This window comes from Mycobacterium lehmannii, from assembly GCF_001499925.1.
Classification (GTDB): domain Bacteria; phylum Actinomycetota; class Actinomycetes; order Mycobacteriales; family Mycobacteriaceae; genus Mycobacterium; species Mycobacterium lehmannii.
In genome coordinates this window covers 78835-99512 of the sequence record NZ_LQIR01000069.1, presented here as the reverse complement: position 1 = coordinate 99512, position 20678 = coordinate 78835, and the positions used below count along the sequence as shown (strand labels likewise).

Genomic DNA, 20678 nt, shown 5'->3' with positions numbered 1-20678 from the left:
CCGAAGTCACGCGGGCTTCTAGAACACGTTCCAGTTCGGCTGTTAACCTGTCGGAGGACTCTCACCTCCGGTGAGCGACCGCGAATGTCCGCGCCGGGGCGGCGTGTTGCGTACAGACACGGTCGCTCGCATGGGGCAGGTTCCTGGAAGGAGCAGCGGTGACGGGGATCAACCGACCACTGGAAGGCCGAGTGGCCTTCATCACCGGGGCCGCACGCGGCCAGGGCCGGGCGCACGCGGTTCGTCTGGCCACCGAAGGCGCCGACATCATCGCGATCGACATCTGCGCCCCGATATCGGAGACCATCACCTACCCGATGGGGACCTCCGAAGAACTGGCCGAGACGGTGCGCGCGGTGGAAGCGACGGGCCGCAAAGCGCTCGCCCGCGAGGTCGACATTCGGGACCTGGCCGCGCTGCAGCAGGTGGTGGCCGACGGTGTCGAGCAGTTCGGCAGGCTCGACATCCTGGTCGCCAACGCTGGTGTGCTCAGTTGGGGCCGCATCTGGGAGATGTCGGAAGAGCAGTGGGACACCGTCATCGACGTCAATCTGAACGGGACGTGGCGCACCATCCGGGCGGCGCTGCCTGCGATGATCGCGGCGGGTAACGGCGGATCGGTCATCATCGTCAGTTCATCGGCCGGGCTGAAGGCGACCCCGGGCAACGCGCATTACGCGGCGTCCAAGCACGGTCTGACCGCGCTCACGAACTCGTTGGCGATCGAGGCCGGCGAGTTCGGAATCCGGGTGAACTCGATCCATCCGTACTCCATCGAGACGCCGATGGTCGAGAAGGACGCGATGATGGCCATCTTCGCCAAGCATCCGAGCTATCTGCACAGCTTCGCGCCGATGCCGTACAACCCGCTCGACGAGGAGAACAAGGGTCTTCAGGGCTTCATGGAACCCGACGAAGTGGCCGACGTCGTCGCGTGGCTCGCCGGTGACGGATCGAAAACGCTTTCCGGCAGCCAGATCGCCGTCGACCGCGGCGCGATGAAGCACTGAAGCTAATTCGCTAGAACGGCCGCGAACTGGTCGACGGCCCAGTCGATCTCGTCGTCGGTGATCACCAGTGGAGGAGCGAACCGCAGGGTCGAACCATGGGTGTCCTTGACGAGGACGCCGCGGCGCGCCAAGCGCACGCTGACATCCTTGGCGGTACCCGAGCCCGGATCGATGTCGACGCCGGCCCACAGGCCCTTGCCGCGGACCGCGGTGACACCCCGGCCGATCAACTGCCGCAATCTCTGGTGCATGTGCGCGCCGAGTTCGGCTGAGCGGCACTGGAACTGGCCGCGCTGCAACATCGCCACCACCGTGGAGCCGATCGCTGCGGCCAGCGGATTTCCACCGAAAGTGGAGCCGTGCTCGCCGGGATGCAGTACACCGAGGATGCCGGAGTCGGCCACCACCGCCGACAATGGCATCACGCCTCCGCCGAGCGCTTTTCCGAGCAGGTAGACGTCGGGAACCACGTCCCAGTGCTCACAGGCGAACGTCTTCCCGGTGCGGGCCAGGCCGGACTGAATCTCGTCGGCGATCAACAGCACGTTGCGCTGTGAGCACAGCGACCGCAGACGCGGCAGGAAGTCGTCGGGCGGGACGATGATTCCGGCCTCACCCTGGATCGGTTCAATCAGCACGGCGACGGTGTTGTCGTCGATCACGTCGGCGAAGGCGTCGGTGTCACCGAACGGCACGGCGCGGAATCCTGGGGTGTACGGGCCGAAGCCGCGCCGGGCCGTCTCATCGTCGGAGAAGCTGACGATTGTCGTGGTCCGGCCATGAAAGTTGTTGTGCGCCACTACGATATTCGCCGCGTTGGCGGGGATGCCCTTGACGTCGGTGCCCCATTTGCGGGCCACCTTGATCCCGCTTTCGACCGCTTCGGCGCCGCTGTTCATCGGCAGCACCATGTTCTTGCCGCAGAGCCCGGCCAGTGCCGCACAGAAGGGTGCGAGCCGGTCGGAGTGGAACGCGCGGCTGACCAACGTCACGGTGTCCAGTTGCGCGTGTGCGACCGCGGTGATCTCCGGATTGCGGTGGCCGAAGTTGACCGCCGAGTAAGCGGCCAGGCAGTCCAGGTAGCGACGGCCCTGAACATCGGTGATCCACGCGCCCTCGGCGCTGGCTGCCACCACCGGTAGCGGGTCGTAGTTATGCGCCACACAGTGGTCGTCGATCGGGATCGCGGCACCCGTCGCTTCCAGCGTGATCACGAATGCACCTCCAACGTGCAGCATTTGATCGATCCGCCGCCCTTGAGCAGTTCGGAGAGGTCGACGCCGACGGGGTTGAACCCGGCGTCGCGCAGTTGGGCGGCAAAGTCGGTCGCCGCGGTCGGCAGCACGACGTTGCGACCGTCGGACACCACGTTGAGGCCGAAGGCGTAGGCGTCGGAACTGGTCACCTCGATCGCATCGGGGAACAGCGTTCGCAGGCTTACCCGAGAGGCGTTGCTGAACGCGGGCGGGTAGTACGCCACCGTAGTGTCGTCGAGCACCGCGAGGGCGGTATCGAGGTGGTAGAACCGAGGATCGACCAACTCGAAGCTGTACGTCGGTCGCCCGACCAACTGCGCGATCTCGCCGTGTGCACGTCGATCCGTCCGAAACCCGTATCCGGCCAACAGGATCGAACCGGCGACGAGAAGGTCGCCCTGACCCTCGTTGGTGTGGCGCGTCTGTACGGGTGCGTATCCATGGCGGACCATCCAATCGCCGTACGCAACCGCCTCGCCAGCGCGCTGCGGGTAGGCGAAGTTCGCGACCACCGCTGTAGCGCCGACCACCAGGCCGCCGTTGGCGGCGTACACCATGTCGGGCAGTCCGGAGACCGGCTCGACGAGGTCGACGACGTGCCCGAGTTCTTGGTACGTGCGCCTCAACGTCTCCCACTGGGTGAGGGCCAGCGCGGTATCGACGGGCGTTTCGATGTCCATCCACGGGTTGATCGAGTACTCGACAGCGAAGTGTGTCGGCGCGGTCATGACGTAGTGGCGCGCTCGAGCTTCACGTCTGCGGTGGCGACCCGACCGCGAGGGCGTCGCGACACTGAAAGTCGTCATGAATCAACGGTAGAGACGGTTTCTGCTGCAATCCATTGTTGTCTATTGCGTGTCTAGCAGCAATTTATTGTGTACAGTCACGCCAAGCGGTGATTTATTGTGCGGAGGTGACCGTGGACCGCCTCGACGCGACCGACGAGCAGATCCTCGCGGCGCTGACCGATGACGCCCGCGCGACATACGCCGAGATCGGGGAGCAGGTCAATCTGTCCGCGCCCGCGGTCAAACGCCGGGTCGACCGCATGCTCGACAACGGCGTCATCCGCGGCTTCACGACCGTTGTCGACCGGGCCGCCCTGGGCTGGACCACCGAGGCGTACGTGCAGGTCTTCCGTCACGGAACCATTGCCCCAGAACAGCTGCGGGCGGCGTGGATCGACATCCCCGAAGTCATCAGCGCAGCCACCGTCACCGGCACCGCCGACGCGATCCTGCACGTCGTGGCGCGCGACATGCGCCACCTCGAAGAGGCGTTGGAGCGCATCCGTTCGGCCGCCCACGTCGAGCGCAGCGAGAGCGTCGTCGTGCTGACCAACGTCATCGACCGCGATCGCGGCTGAGCGCCATTGCCCGGGGTGGCGGACAAAAGGCAGTAGGGATCGTGTAAGAAACTGCCCATGACCACATCAGCGGGCATCGTCATCGTCGGCGGCGGACTCGCGGCCGCCCGCACCGCCGAACAGTTGCGCCGGTCGGAATACAGCGGTCCGGTCACGATCGTCAGCGACGAGGACCATCTGCCCTACGATCGGCCCCCGCTGTCGAAGGAGGTGCTGCGCTCCGAGACCGACGACGTCAGCCTCAAGCCCGCGGAGTTCTACGAGGAGAACGACATCACCGTGCTGCTGGGCAACGGCGCGCGGTCCGTCGACACGGCCACCCAGACGTTGACGCTCGCCGACGGCACCGAGCTGCCCTACGACGAACTCATCATCGCTACGGGCCTGGTGCCCAAGCGCATTCCGTCCTTCCCCGACCTCGCAGGAATCCACGTGCTGCGCAATTACGACGAGAGCGTGGCCCTGCGGCAGGAGGCCGGTTCGGCTCGTCGCGCCGTCGTCGTCGGAGCCGGCTTCATCGGCTGCGAGGTGGCGGCGAGCCTGCGCAAGCTCGGCGTCGATGTCGCGTTGGTGGAGCCGCAACCGGCGCCCCTGGCGTCGGTTCTCGGCGAGCAGATCGGTGAGCTGGTGGCCCGGGTGCACCGCGCCGAGGGTGTCGACGTCCGCTGCGGCGTCGGCGTTTCGGAAGTGCAGGGCTCGGATCGCGTCGAGACGGTGGTGCTCAGCGACGGCACCGAACTCGAAGCGGATCTGGTGGTCGTCGGCATCGGATCGCGCCCGTCGACCGACTGGCTCGAAGGCAGCGGCCTCAAGCTCGACAACGGGGTGGTCTGCGACGACCACGGCCGCGCCAGCGCGCCGCATGTCTGGGCCATCGGCGACGTCGCGTCATGGCGACACAACCTCGGCCACCAAGTGCGCGTTGAGCATTGGAGCAACGTCGCCGACCAGGCCCGTGTCCTGGTGCCGACGATGCTCGGGCAGGAACCCCCGACCGCGGTCTCGGTGCCGTACTTCTGGAGCGACCAGTACGACGTCAAGATCCAATGCCTCGGTGAACCGGAGGCCGAAGACGTCGTCCACGTCGTCGAGGACGACGGTCGCAAATTCCTCGCCTACTACGAGCGTGACGGTGTGGTGGCCGGGGTCGTCGGCGGTGGCATGCCGGGCAAGGTGATGAAGGTGCGCGCCAAGATCGCCGCGCGCGCACCCATCGCCGACCTCCTCGGCTGACTAGAGCTCGCCGAGGTAAAAGCGGGTGCCCTGGTCGTCGGTGCACAGCGCGGACTTCCCGTAGGACTGCTGCGACGGCTCGTCGATGACCGTGCCGCCCGCCTCCCGCACCCGCGCCGCCGCGGCATCGATGTCGTCGACCGTCCACATCGGCACGGTCACCGCATCTGCGTTACCACCTGCGACGCCGGACATCGGATGCGTCTCGCGCACCCCCCAGCCATCGTCGACGTGCCCGGGTTCGAAACTCCAGAACAAGAACCTGCTGTAGAACTCCTTGAACGCGCTGGAGTCCGGAACCTGATAGGTGATGTACGAAAGTTCCCCCGGCCCAGTGCCGTTGAGGGCTGGACGCGGTGTGCCCGGCGCCGGCCGGAAGACCGCGAATGCCATCCCGGTGGGGTCGGTGGCGTCGATGACGGTACCGAAGTCGAACTCCTGAGTCCGGCCCACGCTGCCGCCGCCGTCGACGATCGACTGCCGCGCGCCGTCGAGATCGGTGACCGCATAGCAGCACAGCATGCCCTGCGGCCTGTCGACGCTGAAGATGCCGATCCGCTGGTCGGTGTTGGTCACCTGGTGGGTCACGGGGTCATAGGTCCAGCCGAGCACATGACCGTAGAACCGCGCGGCCGCCTCGGCGTCTGGCACCCACACCGACACGTAGCCGACGTCACCGTGCTGGATCGGGACGGCCGCAGCCGTCACGGGCCCGGTGAGCATCCAGCGGTGGCCGAACGGATCGACGATCGCTGCGCTGCGCGCGCCGTAGTTCTCGTACGGCTCGCGCTGCACCTCGGCGCCGTGCCTGCGAGCCCGTTCGAGCACCGTGTCCGTATCGGCGACATGCAGCATCAAGCTCACCGAAACAGACTGCCTTGCAGGAGCTCTCAGCCCGATCTCGGGATACTCGTCGGCGAGGTAGAGCACGCCGTCGCCGATCGCCAACTCGGCGTGGCCGATGCGGCCGTCGTCCATCTCGAAGGGTTCACCGACCACCGCGGCGTCGAACGCGTCGACGTACCACGCGATCGCATCGCGAGCATTGCGGACCGTCAGGTACGGAAGTGCCGCCGACCGGGGGACCGTTGGCGCGACGGTCGGCTCGGACAGTTCGGCGATGGCGGTATCGGTTCCACTCATGACGACCTCCTCGGTTCGATTCGGTAGGGAAAGCGCCGACTCCAGTCGGGCGCGCAGCGCGGCGGCGAAAGCCGGGTCGGGGGCGACCGGAAGTTCGTCGCCGCGCAGCACGGCCAGCGGATCGTGGCTGTTGTTCACGACTGCCTCCCTTCCGGTTCCGGGTAGTGAGCGCGAAACGCTTTGCGGGCCCGCACCAGCAGCGCCTCTGTCGCGTGCACCGTGCGGCCGATGAGCTCGGCGCACTCGGGCACCGAGCAGTCGTCCATGTAGCGCAGTGCCAGAACCGTGCGGTGCTGCTCGGGCAGCTTGGCGAGCACGCTTTCGGCGACGATGCGGTCGAGTTCGGCGTCCCAGTCGTCGGGCGGCTCGACGGGTTCGGGCAGTTCGGCGACCGGCGTGGTGAACCGGTCGTGGCGGCGCCGGTAGTGGTCGGCCAACTTGTGGCGCGCCACCCCGAGCAACCACGGCACGGTCATCGGTGGCGGAGCGGCTTTTCTGGCGGCGTCCATCGCCGCCAGAAAAGTTTCCGACGTCAGGTCTTCGGCGGTTCCACGGTCACCACAGCGTCGGACGAAGTATCCGTACACCACTGGTAGGGATTCGTCGTACAGCGCGAGCAGCTCCCGTGGAGCGTCGGTGCCATTCGGTTCGGCGCTCACACCCATATCGTCGCCGTTACGCGCCGAACTCCGACGGTTCCGGCGGAACTTTTTTGCGCTGGCGGACAGGGTTGCAGGATCAGCCCCGGTATTCGGGAGTCCACCGCACGTCGGTGATCCGCTGCGCCAGCTCGTCGGGCTTGCGGGTGGGTGCGAAGCCGTCGGCGACGGCTTGTGTCGCGACCGCCTGCGCAATGCGTATGGCCACATCGGGGATGTCCGACCACGCGGGCAGCAACGGTGCCCCGGCATCGACGAGCGCGGGGGACGCGTCGCCGAGCGCCGCGGCCGCGGCCCGCATCATCTCGTCGGTCACCCGTGTCGCCTGCGCCGCGGTGACGGCCAGGCCCATCGCGGGGAAGATGTAGGCGTTGTTGCATTGGGCGATCGGCCGCTCCACCCCGTCGCGTTCCAGCGGAGCGAACGGCGAACCCGTCGCCATCAATGCGCGTCCGCCGGTCCAGGTGTCGAGTTCGGCTGGGTGGGCCTCGGCCCGGCTGGTGGGGTTGGACAGCGGGAAGATGATCGGGCGATCGACCTTGGCAGCCATTTCGCGCACGATGTCCTCGGTGAACGCCCCTGTGGCGGTTGATAATCCGAGTAGGACGCCGGCATCGACATGATGGATGACGTCGGCGAGTTGAGCCGGCCCGGACAAGCCCCAGCTCGCCACCCGCCCGGCGGGTTGGGCGAAGGCCCGCTGGCCGGGGGACAGGTCGGTGCGGTCGTCGGTGAGCAGACCGTTGATGTCCACCACCCAGACCTGTGCCGACGCCTGCTGAGCCGACAGGCCCTCGCTGACCATCTGACGGTGCACCATCTGGAGCACCCCGATGCCTGCCGAGCCGGCGCCCAGCATCACCACCTGCTGCTGTGACAGCGGGCGTCCCACCACCTTGGCCGCGCCGTGCAGCGCGCCCAACGTGACCGCGGCGGTGCCTTGGATGTCGTCGTTGAAGGTGAGCAGCTTGTCGCGATAGCGCTGAAGGATCGGCAGCGCGTGCGCGGTGGCGAAGTCCTCCCACTGCAGAAGGACGTCGGGCAGCTCGTCGCGCACCGTGGTGACGAAATCGTCGATGAACGAGTAATACTCGTCGTCGCCGATGCGGCGGTGCCGCCAGCCGAGGTATTGCGGGTCTTCGAGCAACTCGACGTTGTCGGTACCCACGTCGAGTAGGACGGGCAGCGTGCGGGCCGGGTCGATGCCGCCGATCAGGGTGTACAGCGAGAGCTTGCCGATGGGAATACCCATGCCGCCGATGCCCTGATCGCCCAGGCCCAGGATGCGCTGCCCGTCGGTGACGACGATGACGTCTATCTCCCGCCTCGGACGGTTGCGTAGCATCTCGCGCAGGAACTCGCGGTCGGGGTAGGAGACGAACAGCCCGCGCGGGCGCCGGTAGATTTCGCTGAAGCGCTGGCACGCCTCGCCGACGGTCGGTGTGTAGACGATCGGCATGGTCTCGGCGATATGGTCGCGCAGCACGCGGTAGAACAGTGTCTCGTTGCGGTCCTGCAGGTTTCGAAGATAGATATGCCTGTCCAGCGGCTCGCGACGCCGACTGAACTCGCGCCATGAATGTTCGGTCTGCTGCTCGAGGCTCTTCTCGGCGGAAGGAAGCAGCCCCAGCAGACCGAATTGGCGGCGTTCTTCGTGGCTGAAAGCCGTGCCCTTCGTCCACAGGGAGTCGTAGAGCAGATCGTGGCCCGTCTTCTGTTCGGCGCTGTACTCGGCCATCGGCGTCCTTTCGCGACCGCCCCAAGCTATCGCGGTGGCCGAGCGCGCCGAGGTGATTCAGCGATCGAGTGCCCACAGCCCGTCGGCGACGGTGTCGAATGCCGCACCGAGCGCCTGAGCCAGGGAAACCTTCTCGTCGGCCAGCCAGTGTTCGTACGCCGAGAGCGCGACGCCGAGCATCGTCCACGCCACCGTCTGCGGTATCAGATCGCCTGCGGTGGCTTCGAGGCGTTTGGCGACGAACTCGGCAACTACGCCGCGCCAGCCGGCGTACATGGTCATCGAGTAGGCCTGCAGCGCGGCGGTCTCCAAAATCACCCGCATGCGCATCCGGTGGCGCGCCGTCTCGGCGGCATCGAAGCTGTTGAACGCCAGCAACGCGGTGCGCAGCGCCTCGCCGATGGGCACCTCGGGATCGAGATCGGCCAGCAGGTTTCGCATGTGGGCCAGATGAGCGTCGAAATCGCCCCAGGGCAGGGCATTCTTGGACGGGTAGTAGCGGAACAGCGTGCGCCGCGCGATTCCCGCGGCTTCGGCGATGTCGTCCACGCTGACGTCATCGAACCCTTGTGCGGCAAAGAGGTCGATGGCCACGTTGCTGATGTGGTCCCACGTCGTCGAGCGCCGGCGGCCCACCCGGTGCTGGTCCGGCCCCATAGGGGGTCCCCTTTCCATTTAGGCACTCGATGCCATATTATTGCGACCTCGATCACAGTTGTCGAGAACCGGTGATAACGAAAGGCGCAGCCATGGAGGGCCAAATGGAACCGCAGCAGCAGGACCAGACCGACGAGCTGGTTACCGAGACGCTCGTCGAAGAGGTGTCGATCGACGGGATGTGCGGGGTCTACTGATCGTGACCTCGTCGTCGGCGGTGCCCGAGGAAGGCATCGCATTCGACCCGGAGCTCGGCTGGCGGCTGCACCACCAGGTGGCGGTGCGGCCGGAGCCGTTCGGGGCGCTGCTCTACCACTTCGGGACGCGCAAGCTCTCATTCCTGAAGAACCGGACCATCGTCGACGTCGTCAACACTCTGTCCGACCATCCCGACGTCCGATCCGCCTGCCGTGCCGTCGGTATCGACGACGCGCAGCAGGCGCCGTACCTGCAGGCACTCGGCGTGCTTGCTCGATCGAAAATGCTGGTGCCGCAATGACATCGACCGAAGCCGTACGTGTGCCCAAGCTGGTCGACCAGTTCGAGCACGGACTCGACGCCCCGATCTGCCTGACCTGGGAACTGACCTACGCCTGCAACCTCGCGTGCGTGCACTGCCTGTCGTCGTCGGGTAAGCGCGACCCGCGCGAGCTGACCACTGCGCAGTGCAAGGACATCATCGACGAGCTCGAGCGCATGCAGGTCTTCTACGTCAACATCGGCGGCGGCGAGCCGACCGTGCGTTCGGACTTCTGGGAGCTTGTCGACTACGCCACCGCCCACCACGTCGGGGTGAAGTTCTCCACCAACGGGGTGCGCATCACGCCCGAGGTCGCGGCCCGGCTGGCCGCCAGCGACTACGTCGACGTGCAGATCTCCCTCGACGGCGCGACCGCGGAGATCAACGACGCCGTCCGCGGGGCGGGGTCCTTCGCGATGGCGACCAGGGCCCTGCAGAACCTGGCCGATGCCGGTTTCAAGGACGCCAAGATCTCGGTGGTCGTGACCCGCCACAACGTCGACCAGCTCGACGACTTCGCCGCTCTCGCAGCGAAATACGGTGCAACGCTGCGGATCACACGGCTGCGCCCGTCGGGTCGGGGTGCCGATGTCTGGGACGAGCTGCACCCCACCGCCGACCAGCAGGTCCAGCTCTACAACTGGCTGGTCGCCAAGGGTGACCGGGTGCTCACCGGCGACTCGTTCTTCCACCTCGCCGGGTTGGGTGAACCCGGCGCGCTCGCCGGGCTGAACCTGTGTGGCGCGGGCCGGGTCGTCTGTCTGATCGATCCCGTCGGCGACGTCTACGCGTGCCCGTTCGCCATTCACGACCGGTTCCACGCCGGAAACATCCTGACCGACGGCGGTTTTCAGAATGTCTGGCAGAACGCGCCGCTCTTTCGTGAGCTGCGCGAACCGCAGTCGGCCGGTGCGTGCGGCAGTTGCGGGCACTATGACAGCTGCCGCGGCGGGTGCATGGCCGCCAAGTTCTTCACCGGGCTGCCGATGGACGGCCCGGACCCCGAGTGCGTGGAGGGCTACGGCGCTCCCGCCCTGGCTCAAGAACGGGTCAAGCCGAAGTCCAGCGTCGACCACTCGCGATCGGGTCCGGTGATGCTGAAGCTGCTCACGACGCCTCCCCGATCCGATGTCGGCGCCGGGGCGCCTCCCCGATCCGATGTCGGCGCCGGGGCGCCTCCGAAACGTCTCTGCAACGAAAGTCCGGTGTGATCATGGCCGACACCTGGTTCGAAACGGTCGCCGCCGCTCAGGAGCGGGCGAAGCGCCGGCTTCCCAAGCCGGTCTACTCGGCGCTCATCGCCGCCAGCGAGAAGGGCGTGACGGTCTCCGACAACGTCGAGGCGTTCGCCGAGTTGGGCTTCGCGCCGCACGTCGTCGGCGCCACGGAGAAGCGCGATCTCGCCACCACCGTGATGGGACAACAGATTTCGCTGCCGGTGCTGATCTCCCCGACCGGCGTGCAGGCGGTCCACCCAGACGGTGAGGTCGCGGTCGCACGCGCGGCCGCCGCGCGCGGCACCGCGATGGGCCTGTCGTCGTTCGCCAGCAAGCCGATCGAGGAGGTGATCGCGACCAACCCCAAGCTCTTCTTCCAGGTGTACTGGCTGGGCGGGCGCGACGCGATCGCGGCACGGGTCGAGCGCGCGCGGCAGGCGGGTGCGGTCGGTCTGATCGTCACCACGGACTGGAGCTTCTCGCACGGCCGCGACTGGGGCAGCCCGAAGATCCCCGAGCAGATGGACCTGCGCACCACCGTGCGCATGCTCCCAACTGGGCTGACCAAACCGCGGTGGATGTGGCAGTGGGGTAAGACCCTGCGGCCGCCGAACCTGCGGGTTCCCAATCAGGCCTCGCGAGGCGAGGAGGGCCCGCCGTTCTTCGCCGCGTACGGCGAGTGGATGGGCACCCCGCCGCCGACCTGGGAGGACATCGCCTGGCTGCGCGAGCTGTGGGGCGGTCCTTTCATGCTCAAGGGCGTGATGCGTGTCGACGACGCGAAACGTGCTGTGGACGCCGGTGTTTCAGCGATCTCGGTGTCCAATCACGGCGGTAACAACCTGGACGGGACGCCGGCATCGATTCGCGCCCTGCCGCCGATCGTCGAGGCGGTCGGTGACGACATCGAGGTGGTGCTCGACGGAGGCATCCGGCGGGGCAGCGACGTGGTCAAGGCGGTCGCGCTCGGTGCCCGCGCGGTCATGATCGGGCGGGCGTACCTGTGGGGTCTGGCCGCCAACGGGCAGGCCGGTGTCGAGAATGTGCTCGACGTCCTGCGGGGAGGCATCGATTCTGCATTGATGGGTCTGGGTCGCGCGTCGGTACATGATCTTGGGCCCGACGACGTCCTGGTCCCTCCCGGGTTCATCCGGGAGCTCGGCGTGCCCGGAGGTTCGGCCACCTGACGGCGGGCCCTGCGGTCGGGAACGTGCTGGTACAGGCGGGGCGCAGGGGGCTGGGGGGACGACGCCGGCGCCGGCGGCGAGAAATTCGGTGAATCAATTGCTGCGCATGCTTCAACAATTGGCGCACGACAGGTGAATTCGGCCTACCATCGGCGGGTGCCATCTGTCAGCTCGCTCGCGAATGCGACGTCGAAGCAGCTGCAGAGCAAGCCGTCAGCCCTCCTCGTGCCCGTCGGATCCACCGAGCAGCACGGCCCTCATCTCCCGCTGGACACCGACACCCGCATCGCGACGGCCGTTTGTGGGGCGGTTGCTGACCGGCTCGCCGACACCGACGGCGTGAACTGGATGGTCGCCCCCGCCATCGGTTACGGCGCGAGCGGCGAGCACGAGGAGTTCAGCGGCACCGTTTCGATCGGGACATCCGCGCTGAGGCTGTTGCTGGTGGAGTACGGCCGGTCGGCATCCCGGTGGGCGTCACGGCTGGTCTTCGTCAACGGCCATGGCGGCAACGTCGAAGCGCTGGCCGCCGCGACCGCTTTGCTGCGCTACGAGGGCCGGGACGCGGGATGGTGCTCGTGCACGGTGGCGGGTGCCGATGCGCACGCGGGCCATACCGAAACCTCTGTATTGCTACATATTTCGCCGCAGGACGTCCGTATCGACGAGCGGGTGCCCGGCAACATGGCGCCCCTTCGCGAGTTGATCCCCGAACTGCGGCGGGGCGGAGTGGCCGCGGTCAGTGAGGTCGGTGTGCTCGGCGATCCCACCACCGCGACCGTGGAGGACGGCGCCCGCATTTTTCCCGATATGGTCGAAACATGCCTTCGGCGGATCACGCGCTGGGCGCCCGACCGCGACGGGATGCTCACATGACGGGACCGCGACTGCCCGACGGTTTCGCCGTTCAGGTGGACCGCCGGGTGAAGGTGCTCGGCGACGGGTCGGCCCTACTCGGCGGCTCCCCGACCCGCCTCCTTCGGTTGGCGCCGGCGGCGCAGACCATGCTCAATGGCGGCAGGCTCGAAGTGCACGACGCCGTCAGCGCCCAGTTGGCCCGGACCCTTCTCGACGCGACGGTCGCGCACCCCCGTCCCGCCAGCGGCCCTTCGCACCGGGACGTGACCGTAGTGATACCGGTGCGCGACAATGCTTCTGGGGTCCGTCGGCTGCTCACCGCCGTGCGCGGTCTGCGGGTGGTCGTCGTCGACGACGGCTCTGAGACACCACTCGAGGCGGCCGACTTCGCCGACGTCCACGCCGGGGTCCAGGTGGTGCGACACGAGCGCAGCCGCGGACCCGCGGCCGCCCGCAACACCGGTCTGGCCGCGTGCACGACCGACTTCGTGGCTTTCCTGGACAGCGACGTCGTACCACGGCGCGGCTGGCTGGAGGCGCTGCTGGGCCACTTCTGTGACCCCGCCGTGGCCCTGGTCGCACCGCGCATCGTCGGCCTCCGCGAACCGGACAATGTGGTCGCCCGCTACGAGGCGGTGCGCTCCTCGCTGGACCTGGGTCTGCGGGAGGCCCCGGTGATGCCCTACGGCACGGTGTCCTATGTACCCAGTGCCGCGATCATCGGCCGGCGGGCCATGCTGGGGGAGGTCGGCGGCTTCGACGAGACGCTGACCTCGGGTGAGGATGTCGATCTGTGCTGGCGACTCATCGAATCCGGTGCGCGTCTGCGCTACGAGCCCATCGCGTTGGTGGCGCACGACCATCGGACCCAACTGCGAGAGTGGTTCTCGCGCAGGTCTTTCTACGGTGAAGCCGCCGCGCCGCTGTCGGTGCGTCATCCCGGTAAGACCGCTCCGCTGGTGATCTCGGGCTGGACGCTGGTGGCCTGGATGCTGATGGCGATGGGTTCGTCGATCGGATATCTGGCCTCGATCGTCGTCGCAACCATCACCGGCAGGCGCATCGCCAAGTCCCTGTCGAGTGTGGAGCCCGAACCCAAGGACGTCGCGGTCGTGGCCGCACACGGACTGTGGTCCGCAGCGATGCAACTGGCATCGGCGATCTGCCGGCACTACTGGCCGGTCGCGCTCGTCGCGGCGCTCTTGTCCCGACGATGCCGACAGGTCGTGCTCGTGGCCGCGGTGGTGGAAGGGGTCGTCGACTGGCTGACCCGGAGCCGAAACACCGAAGACGAAACCCAACGGGTCGGCCTGCTCACCTACATCGCCCTCAAACGCCTCGACGATATCGCCTACGGGGCAGGTCTGTGGACTGGTGTTGTCCGTGAGCGTCATCTCGGTGCGCTCAAACCCCAGATCCGGACCTGAGGCGACCCTGCCGCGTGCGCAGTGCTCCAATACCTCCCCTCCGCAGTGACGTCCTGATCGTCGGTGCCGGCAGCGCCGGATCCGTTCTGGCCGAGCGGCTCTCCGCCGACCCGGCATGCACCGTCACCGTCGTCGAATCGGGTCCCGGGCCGTCCGACCCCCGGGTCTCGGCGCAGATCAACGACGGGCTACGGCTGCCCATCGGCACCGCGAGTTCAGTGGTGCGGCGGTACCCGACCACCTTGACCGTCGATCCGCTGCGTCATGCGATGCTCATGCGTGGCGAGGTGGTCGGAGGATCGGGCGCCGTCAACGGCGGCTACTTCTGCCGTGGGCTCCCGTCGGATTTCGACGACTGGCGCCTGCCCGGCTGGGCATGGCCGGATGTGCTCCCGCACTTCCGGGCCATCGAAACCGACCTCGACTTCGACAACGCCATACACGGCTCGGAAGGGCCGATACGGATACAGCGTGTCACCGAATTCGATGGTTGCACAGCGTCGTTCGTGACGGCGGCCACCGAAGCCGGGCATCCGTGGATAACCGATCTGAACGGTTCGACGGACGACGCGCCGGTGGGCGCCGGAGTGGGCGCGGTGCCGCTGAACATCCACCAGGGTGCCCGCATGGGTCCCGGCGGGGCCTTCCTGCAACCGGCTTTGGACCGTGCGAACCTCACCTTGCTCACCAATACCCGCGTGCACCGCATCCGCATCACCGCCGGGCACGCGGTCGGCGTGGAGTGTGCAAGCCAGGACGGTGCCACTTATCTCGAGGCGGACCGGATAGTGCTGTGCACCGGAGCAATCGGGTCGGCGCACCTTCTGATGCTCTCGGGCGTCGGCCCCCCCGAAACCCTCGAGCGGGTGGGAATACCGGTGGCAGCGAATCTGCCGGTGGGAGCGGTGATGTCGGACCACCCCGAGTGGGTGCTGCCGGTGAACTGGACGGAGACACACGGACTCCCACCTCTCGAGGCCGTGCTCACCACCGACGACTGGCTCGAAATCAGGCCGTACACAGCCGGTTTCGGAGCTATGGTGAGCGGGCGGCGCGACGACTCCGGCGACCATCCCCATATCGGCGTGACATTGATGCGGCCGAAGTCGCGAGGCGTCGTCACGGTTGTCAGCGACGACCCCGATGTGCCTCCGGTCATCGAGCACCGCTACGACAGCGAGCCCGACGACGTCGAGAAGCTGCGCGCCGGAATCGCGTTGTCCCGCGATCTCGTCGGGGCAGTCGAGGTTGGGCAGGCGTCATGGTCGACGTCGCAGCATCTCTCGGGGACCGCACCGATGGGCGACGATGACGACGACATCGCGGTGGTGGACCCGAGGTGCAGCGTGCGCGGGGTCGAGGGGCTCTGGGTGGTCGACGGGTCCGTGCTACCGGTGATCCCCAGCCGCGGCCCGCACGCCACCATCGTCATGGTCGGGCACCGAGCGGCCGAGTTCATCGTCTGACCGTGAGACGACCCTCTCAATGAAGCGAAATTGCCTTCCGTCTCGGCCGGGTGCCCACAGCGCGATGAACGCCGCGGCAACGGCGCAGAGGACACCGAGGGCGATCAGCGAGATGTGCATGGCTTCCAGGAAGGCCAACTGCGCGAGCTCAGAGAGCCGGTCGCCCTGCGGACCCAGCCGCGCGGCCACTTCGAGCGCCTCAGCCAACGAGTTCGATGCGGGCGTGCGGAGCGCCTCGGGTAGTGCCTTCAGATGCGGCGCGAGCCGGTCGCTGTACTGCGCGGCGAGCACCGAGCCCGCCACCGCGATACCCAGAGCCGCGCCGACCTCGCGGGTGGTGTCGTTGACCGCCGACGCGACACCTTGCTTCTCGTTGGGCACCGCACCCATGATCGCCGAAGTTGTTGGCGCCGTGCACAATCCGATACCGGTGGACATGATGAGCAGCGGGAGCGCCAAGTCCAAGTACGGCGAGTCGACCTCGAGTGTCCTCGCATAGAACAGCCCCGCCGCGATCAATGCCAGACCCGTCGACACCACGAGGCGGAGACCCAGTCGCGGCAGATACCACGGTGTGGTGATGCTGAGCAGCAGAACCGGAGCCATCAGGGGAGCCAACGCCAACGCGGTCTGCAACGGGGAGTAACCCAGCAGCAACTGCATGTATTGCATTGAGACGAAGAAGAATCCGAAGTTGGCGAGGAAGAAGAACGTCACCCCGACGGCGCCGGTGGTGAAATCTGGCTTGGCGAACAGGCGGATGTCGAGCAGCGGATGCGCGCTGCGCAGCTCCCATACCGCGAAAGCGGCCGCCAACGCCACCCCGACAGCCATGCATCCGTACACCACCGGATGGGTCCAGCCGCGGATCGGCGCCTCAAGGACGCCGTAGACGAACACCGCGACGGCCCCGCCCACCAGCACCGCACCGGGCCAATCCAATGGCGTCGCTTCCTGATCGCGAGACGAGGCCACCGTGCAGGTGAGCACGAACAGTCCGAGACCCGAGACGACGAATGCCCAGAAGATCGACTGCCACGACCAGAAGTGAAGTAGCACACCGGATCCCAGGAAGCCGACCACCGCACTCGAGCCCGCGACGCCCGCCCAGATGCCGACGGCTTTGTTGCGCTCCGCTTTCGGGTATGCGGCCGTCAACAGCGACAGGGTGGCGGGCATGACGAACGCCGCGCCGACGCCGGCCACGGCCCGGGCGATGATCAGCGCCAGCGGACCGTCGACGATCAGCGGCACGCCCGAGGCTAGCGTGAAGATACCGAGACCCGCGAGCAGAGCACCGCGGCGGCCGTACCGGTCGCCGATCGCGCCGGCCGGCAGCAACAGACACGCCAGCACCAGGGTGTAACCGTCGACCACCCACGTCAGCTGCGCCTGGGTGGCCGTGGTTTCCACCGCGATGTCGGGCAGGGCGGCGTTGAGGGCGACCATCGAGCTGATCACCAGCGCGACGCCCATGCAGGCGACGGTGAGTAGCCAGACGCGCGAACGGGAGGACAGGTCTGCGACGCTCGCGCCGATATCCTGGTCAGACCGGCTGAGGGTGTCGACCATACGTCGCTCTCTTCCGAAGGAGATTTTCGAGACTAACAGTCTTGTTGGGAGACCGATAGTCTTGTTCCCGGCGAGGAGGTGGGTTAAACGATGAGCGGGGCGAGCACCGACCCGAGGCCGGCCCGGTCGCGCGCCCGCCTGCTCGACGCGGCGACGACGCTGCTGCGGGCGGGCGGTCCGAGCGCGGTCACGATCGACGCGGTCACAAGAACCGCCAACGTCGCGCGGGCCACGCTGTACCGTCACTTCCCGAGCGCCAACGACTTGATGGCGGCGGCGTTCATGAGCCTGCTCAATCCGGCGCCGATGCCGCCCGCCGAAGGCAGCCTGCGCGACCGGCTGATCGCGGTCGTCGTCGGGTGGGCGGAGTCGATCGCCGAGGTGCCCGCGATGATCACCGCCATGACATGGATGGCGTCCGGTCCCGACGTGGGGACGTACTCCGAAGTGCAGCAGTCGGATTCGGATGCCGTGGGCACCCTGAGGTCACGCATCATCGCGCTGTATTCGGCACCCTTCGACGCGATCCTCGACGGCGCCCAAGCGGCCGAAGAACTCGACGAGGTGGACCGGATCCAGACGATCGCACTTCTCATCGGCCCGCTGATTCTCGGGAGGCTGTCGACGGTGGCCGACTTCGACTACCGCGCGTGCGCGGAGGCCTCCGTCGACGGATTCCTGGCCACCCACGAGAAGAGGCCGAGCGAGATCACTTCAGCGAGTATCGAATCGGAAGATGTTTGAGCCCTCCGACGAACACTGTCGCGGCTAGTTCGGGTTCCCCGGCCAGCTCGATCGAGTCCAGCCTCGGCAGCAGTTCGGTGAATAGGCTGTTCATCTCCATACGCGCCAACGCGGCACCGAGACAGAAGTGCACCCCGTAGCCGAACGAGAGATGCTTGTTGGGATCGCGGCCGACGTCGAACTTGAACGGTTCGTCGAAAATCTCCTCGTCGCGATTGGCCGAAGCGTAAGCGAGATAGACGGATTCGCCCTTGGCGATCGGGACACCACGGACCTCGGTGTCTTCGGCGGCGGTGCGCATGAACTCCTTGACCGGCGTGGTCCAGCGGATCATCTCCTCGACCGCGGTGCCCATCAATTCCGGTTGTGCCTGAAGCCGTGCGAGTTGGTCGGGATTGTCGATCAACGCGCGGAGGCCCCCGGAGATCGCATCCTTGGTGGTGTCGTGGCCTGCGGTGGCCACGATGACGTAGTACGACGCGGTGTCCACATCGGAGAGCGGCTCACCGTTGATGGTTCCGTTGGCGATCGCCGAAGCGAGGTCATCGGTCGGGTTCGCCCGGCGTGAGGCGGTCAGCTCGTGGAAATAGGCGAAGAACTCGATCACCGTCTGCAGCTTCTCCTCGGGGGTGGTGCCGCGCTGGTACTCCTCGTCGTCGCCGCCGAAGATCTCCTGGGTCAGCTTGAGCATGCGCGGGAAGTCCTCCTCGGGCAGGCCGAGCAGCGACAGGATCACATAGAGCGGGTAGTGCACCGCGATGTCCTCGACGAAGTCGCACTCGGGCCCGATGTCGCGCATCTTGTCGACGTAGCGCTTGGCCAGCTCGTCCACCCGAACCTTCAACTCGCGCATTGCCTTGGGGCGGAACCAATCCGCGCCGATCTTGCGGACATCGCGATGATGCGGGTCGTCCATGTGGATCAGCGTTCGCAGTCCCATGCCCGCTTCCAGCTGTGCCCGTGCCAGGTCGTCGGCTTCGGCGGTCGCAAGCAGTGGCCGCGGCTCGCTCAGCCACAGGTTGTTGTCGCGCTCGATCGCCATGATGTCGGCGTGCTTGGTGATCGCGTAGAACGGCCGGTACGGCGGGTGGTCCACATAGGGCACCGGGTTGTGGGCCCGAAGATGAGCAAAGGCGGCATGCAGCCGATCGCCGTCGGCATAGGCCTTGGGATCGGCGAAGACCTTCGCGGCTTCCTGTGATTTCTGGTCCATCGTCGGCGTGCTCATGGGCTCCCTCACATCCGGTATAACGAACTTGACGGGTGTCAAGCACAGTCTATGTGACCGACACCACTTCGCGCCGCGAGGGCGGCTCCCATCACCACAACGGGTTCGACTTCAGCGCAGCGAGTATCTGATCGGCAGGTGTTTGAGTCCGCCGACGAAGATCGTCGCGATGAACTCCGGATCGCCGGCCAACTCGATCGATTCCAGCCGTGGCACCAGCTCGGTGAAGAAGCTGTTGATTTCCATACGTGCCAGCGCGGCACCGAGGCAGAAGTGCACGCCGTAACCGAATGAGAGGTGCTTGTTGGGGTCACGGCCGACGTCGAAGCGGAACGGCTCGTCGAAGACGTCCTCGTCGCGGTTGGCCGAAACGTAGGACAGCAGCACCGATTCGCCCTGCCTGATCGGCACACCGCGCACCTCGGTATCGGCGGTGGCGGTGCGCATGAACTCCTTGACCGGAGTGGTCCAGCGGATCATCTCCTCGACCGCGGTGCCCATCAGCTCGGGGTGGGCTTTCAACCGAGCGAGCTGGTCCTGGTTCTCGATCAGCGCCAGCAGACCGCCCGAGATCGCCGCGCTCGTGGTGTCGTGGCCTGCGCTGGCGACGATGACGTAGTAGGACAGGCAGTCGACGTCGTTGAGGTACTCGCCATCGATCTTCGCGTTGGCGATCGCCGAGGCCAGGTCGTCGGTGGGGTTGGCCCGGCGCTCGGCGGTCAGCGCGGTGAAGTAGCGGAAGAAGTCGGTGATGACCTCGTGCAGTTCCTGCGCGCTCTTGCCGCGGGTGAACTCGTCGTCGTCGCCGCCGAACATCTCCTGGGTGAGCTTGAGCATGCGCCCGAAGTCGGATTCGGGCAGGCCGAGCAGCGACAGGATCACGTAGAGCGGGAAGTTCACCGCGACCTCTTGGACGAAGTCGCATTCGGGACCTTTTTCGACCATCTTGTCCACGTAGATCTTGGCCAGTTCGTCGACGCGGGCCTTCAGCGCGCGCATCGCCTTGGGCCGGAACCAGTCCGCGCCGATTTTGCGGATGTCGCGGTGCAGCGGGTCGTCCATGTGGATCAACGTGCGCAGTCCGCCGCCGGCGGCGAGGTTGGCCTGTGACAGATCGTCCGTGGCGGCCGTGACGAGCATCGGGCGCGGCGCATTGATCCAGAGTTCGTTGTCGCGCTCGATCGTCATGATGTCGGCGTGCTTGGTGACGGCCCAGAACGGTCGGTAGTCGGGCACGTCGACATAGGACACCGGGGCGTTCTCGCGCAGGTGGGTCAATGCGGCGTGCAGGCCCGCCTCGTCGGTGTAGGCCTTCGGATCGGCCAGCACCTTAGCGGCGTCCGCGATGATCGGCGTGCTCATAGGTTCCCTCGCTCGGGGTCATTCTTGACAGCTGT

20 protein-coding genes are annotated in these 20678 nt (G+C 66.9%); 11 read left to right on the top strand and 9 right to left on the bottom strand.

Annotated features, from left to right (window positions below; all coding sequences use genetic code 11):
* The first annotated feature begins 179 nt into the window (after positions 1-179).
* A complete protein-coding gene (locus tag AU192_RS24550; RefSeq protein ID WP_064400207.1) occupies positions 180-1010 on the top strand; it encodes a mycofactocin-coupled SDR family oxidoreductase in 831 nt (276 codons plus the stop codon).
* A 2-nt stretch (positions 1011-1012) separates the two neighbouring features.
* Here the strand turns inward: AU192_RS24550 and rocD are convergent, their stop codons facing one another.
* On the bottom strand, positions 1013-2248 hold the full coding sequence (rocD, locus tag AU192_RS24545; RefSeq protein ID WP_082693966.1) for an ornithine--oxo-acid transaminase: 1236 nt from the start codon (positions 2246-2248) through the stop codon (positions 1013-1015).
* Entirely contained in the window at positions 2221-3072 is an 852-nt protein-coding gene (gene ddaH, locus AU192_RS24540; protein WP_064400134.1) for a dimethylargininase, read from the bottom strand. Before ddaH ends, rocD begins: the two co-directional genes overlap by 28 nt.
* A gap of 113 nt (positions 3073-3185) precedes the next feature.
* Here ddaH and AU192_RS24535 point away from each other — a divergent pair, with 113 nt between their 5' ends.
* Both AU192_RS24535 and AU192_RS24530 read left to right on the top strand, forming a co-directional pair.
* Complete coding sequence (locus AU192_RS24535) at positions 3186-3632, top strand: Rv2324 family transcriptional regulator (RefSeq protein WP_064400206.1); 447 nt, start codon at positions 3186-3188, stop codon at positions 3630-3632.
* Between the two features lie 57 nt (positions 3633-3689).
* On the top strand, positions 3690-4865 hold the full coding sequence (locus tag AU192_RS24530) for an NAD(P)/FAD-dependent oxidoreductase (RefSeq protein ID WP_064400133.1): 1176 nt from the start codon (positions 3690-3692) through the stop codon (positions 4863-4865).
* Here the strand turns inward: AU192_RS24530 and AU192_RS24525 are convergent, their stop codons facing one another.
* The 4 genes from AU192_RS24525 to mftR form a co-directional block, all read right to left on the bottom strand.
* Entirely contained in the window at positions 4866-6146 is a 1281-nt protein-coding gene (locus AU192_RS24525) for a VOC family protein (RefSeq protein WP_064400132.1), read from the bottom strand.
* The gene (locus AU192_RS24520; protein ID WP_064400205.1) at positions 6143-6667 is read right to left on the bottom strand and encodes an RNA polymerase sigma factor; all 525 of its coding nucleotides are present in this window, start codon (positions 6665-6667) and stop codon (positions 6143-6145) included. Before AU192_RS24520 ends, AU192_RS24525 begins: the two co-directional genes overlap by 4 nt.
* A 79-nt stretch (positions 6668-6746) precedes the next feature.
* Positions 6747-8405 carry an NAD-dependent malic enzyme gene (locus AU192_RS24515; protein ID WP_064400131.1) on the bottom strand — a complete coding sequence of 553 codons (1659 nt, stop codon included), beginning with the start codon at positions 8403-8405 and terminating at the stop codon, positions 6747-6749.
* Positions 8406-8462: 57 nt separating this feature from the next.
* Entirely contained in the window at positions 8463-9062 is a 600-nt protein-coding gene (gene mftR, locus AU192_RS24510) for a mycofactocin system transcriptional regulator (RefSeq protein WP_064400130.1), read from the bottom strand.
* A 104-nt stretch (positions 9063-9166) separates the two neighbouring features.
* On the opposite strand from mftR, the gene mftA reads away from it, so the two are divergent.
* From mftA to mftG, 7 genes are all read left to right on the top strand, one after another.
* Positions 9167-9259 carry a mycofactocin precursor MftA gene (mftA, locus tag AU192_RS26305; RefSeq protein WP_082693978.1) on the top strand — a complete coding sequence of 31 codons (93 nt, stop codon included), beginning with the start codon at positions 9167-9169 and terminating at the stop codon, positions 9257-9259.
* Positions 9244-9561, top strand: coding sequence for a mycofactocin biosynthesis chaperone MftB (gene mftB, locus AU192_RS24500; protein WP_064400128.1), 318 nt, complete (start codon positions 9244-9246; stop codon positions 9559-9561). Before mftA ends, mftB begins: the two co-directional genes overlap by 16 nt.
* Positions 9558-10793, top strand: coding sequence for a mycofactocin radical SAM maturase (mftC, locus tag AU192_RS24495; RefSeq protein WP_064400127.1), 1236 nt, complete (start codon positions 9558-9560; stop codon positions 10791-10793). Before mftB ends, mftC begins: the two co-directional genes overlap by 4 nt.
* Positions 10794-10795: 2 nt before the next feature.
* Positions 10796-11986 carry a pre-mycofactocin synthase MftD gene (mftD, locus tag AU192_RS24490; protein ID WP_064400204.1) on the top strand — a complete coding sequence of 397 codons (1191 nt, stop codon included), beginning with the start codon at positions 10796-10798 and terminating at the stop codon, positions 11984-11986.
* 132 nt (positions 11987-12118) lie between these two features.
* Positions 12119-12862: a mycofactocin biosynthesis peptidyl-dipeptidase MftE gene (mftE, locus tag AU192_RS24485; RefSeq protein ID WP_064400126.1), complete on the top strand. Its 744-nt coding sequence runs from the start codon at positions 12119-12121 to the stop codon at positions 12860-12862.
* A complete protein-coding gene (gene mftF / locus AU192_RS24480) occupies positions 12859-14271 on the top strand; it encodes a mycofactocin biosynthesis glycosyltransferase MftF (protein ID WP_064400125.1) in 1413 nt (470 codons plus the stop codon). The genes mftE and mftF overlap by 4 nt, the downstream gene beginning before the upstream one ends.
* 14 nt (positions 14272-14285) lie before the next feature.
* Entirely contained in the window at positions 14286-15737 is a 1452-nt protein-coding gene (gene mftG, locus AU192_RS24475) for a mycofactocin dehydrogenase MftG (RefSeq protein WP_242657012.1), read from the top strand.
* Here the strand turns inward: mftG and AU192_RS24470 are convergent.
* Positions 15660-17309, bottom strand: coding sequence for an MFS transporter (locus AU192_RS24470; protein ID WP_064400124.1), 1650 nt, complete (start codon positions 17307-17309; stop codon positions 15660-15662). The genes mftG and AU192_RS24470 overlap by 78 nt on opposite strands.
* A 90-nt stretch (positions 17310-17399) precedes the next feature.
* On the opposite strand from AU192_RS24470, the gene AU192_RS24465 reads away from it, so the two are divergent.
* Positions 17400-18053, top strand: coding sequence for a TetR/AcrR family transcriptional regulator (locus tag AU192_RS24465; protein ID WP_064400123.1), 654 nt, complete (start codon positions 17400-17402; stop codon positions 18051-18053).
* On the opposite strand, the gene AU192_RS24460 is transcribed toward AU192_RS24465, so the two are convergent.
* Positions 18019-19281: a cytochrome P450 gene (locus AU192_RS24460; RefSeq protein WP_064400122.1), complete on the bottom strand. Its 1263-nt coding sequence runs from the start codon at positions 19279-19281 to the stop codon at positions 18019-18021. The genes AU192_RS24465 and AU192_RS24460 overlap by 35 nt on opposite strands.
* Positions 19282-19392: 111 nt before the next feature.
* Entirely contained in the window at positions 19393-20643 is a 1251-nt protein-coding gene (locus AU192_RS24455) for a cytochrome P450 (protein ID WP_064400121.1), read from the bottom strand.
* Positions 20644-20678: the final 35 nt, after the last annotated feature.

Coding starts and splice junctions, on each gene's coding strand:
- AU192_RS24455 (WP_064400121.1), bottom strand. CDS start 20,643: ATGAGCACGCCGATCATCGCGGACGCCGCTAAGGTGCTGGCCGATCCG.
- AU192_RS24515 (WP_064400131.1), bottom strand. CDS start 8,405: ATGGCCGAGTACAGCGCCGAACAGAAGACGGGCCACGATCTGCTCTAC.
- mftC (WP_064400127.1), top strand. CDS start 9,558: ATGACATCGACCGAAGCCGTACGTGTGCCCAAGCTGGTCGACCAGTTC.
- ddaH (WP_064400134.1), bottom strand. CDS start 3,072: ATGACGACTTTCAGTGTCGCGACGCCCTCGCGGTCGGGTCGCCACCGC.
- mftR (WP_064400130.1), bottom strand. CDS start 9,062: ATGGGGCCGGACCAGCACCGGGTGGGCCGCCGGCGCTCGACGACGTGG.
- mftA (WP_082693978.1), top strand. CDS start 9,167: ATGGAACCGCAGCAGCAGGACCAGACCGACGAGCTGGTTACCGAGACG.
- mftF (WP_064400125.1), top strand. CDS start 12,859: ATGACGGGACCGCGACTGCCCGACGGTTTCGCCGTTCAGGTGGACCGC.
- mftD (WP_064400204.1), top strand. CDS start 10,796: ATGGCCGACACCTGGTTCGAAACGGTCGCCGCCGCTCAGGAGCGGGCG.
- AU192_RS24530 (WP_064400133.1), top strand. CDS start 3,690: ATGACCACATCAGCGGGCATCGTCATCGTCGGCGGCGGACTCGCGGCC.
- AU192_RS24460 (WP_064400122.1), bottom strand. CDS start 19,281: ATGAGCACGCCGACGATGGACCAGAAATCACAGGAAGCCGCGAAGGTC.
- AU192_RS24465 (WP_064400123.1), top strand. CDS start 17,400: ATGAGCGGGGCGAGCACCGACCCGAGGCCGGCCCGGTCGCGCGCCCGC.
- AU192_RS24470 (WP_064400124.1), bottom strand. CDS start 17,309: ATGGTCGACACCCTCAGCCGGTCTGACCAGGATATCGGCGCGAGCGTC.
- rocD (WP_082693966.1), bottom strand. CDS start 2,248: ATGCTGCACGTTGGAGGTGCATTCGTGATCACGCTGGAAGCGACGGGT.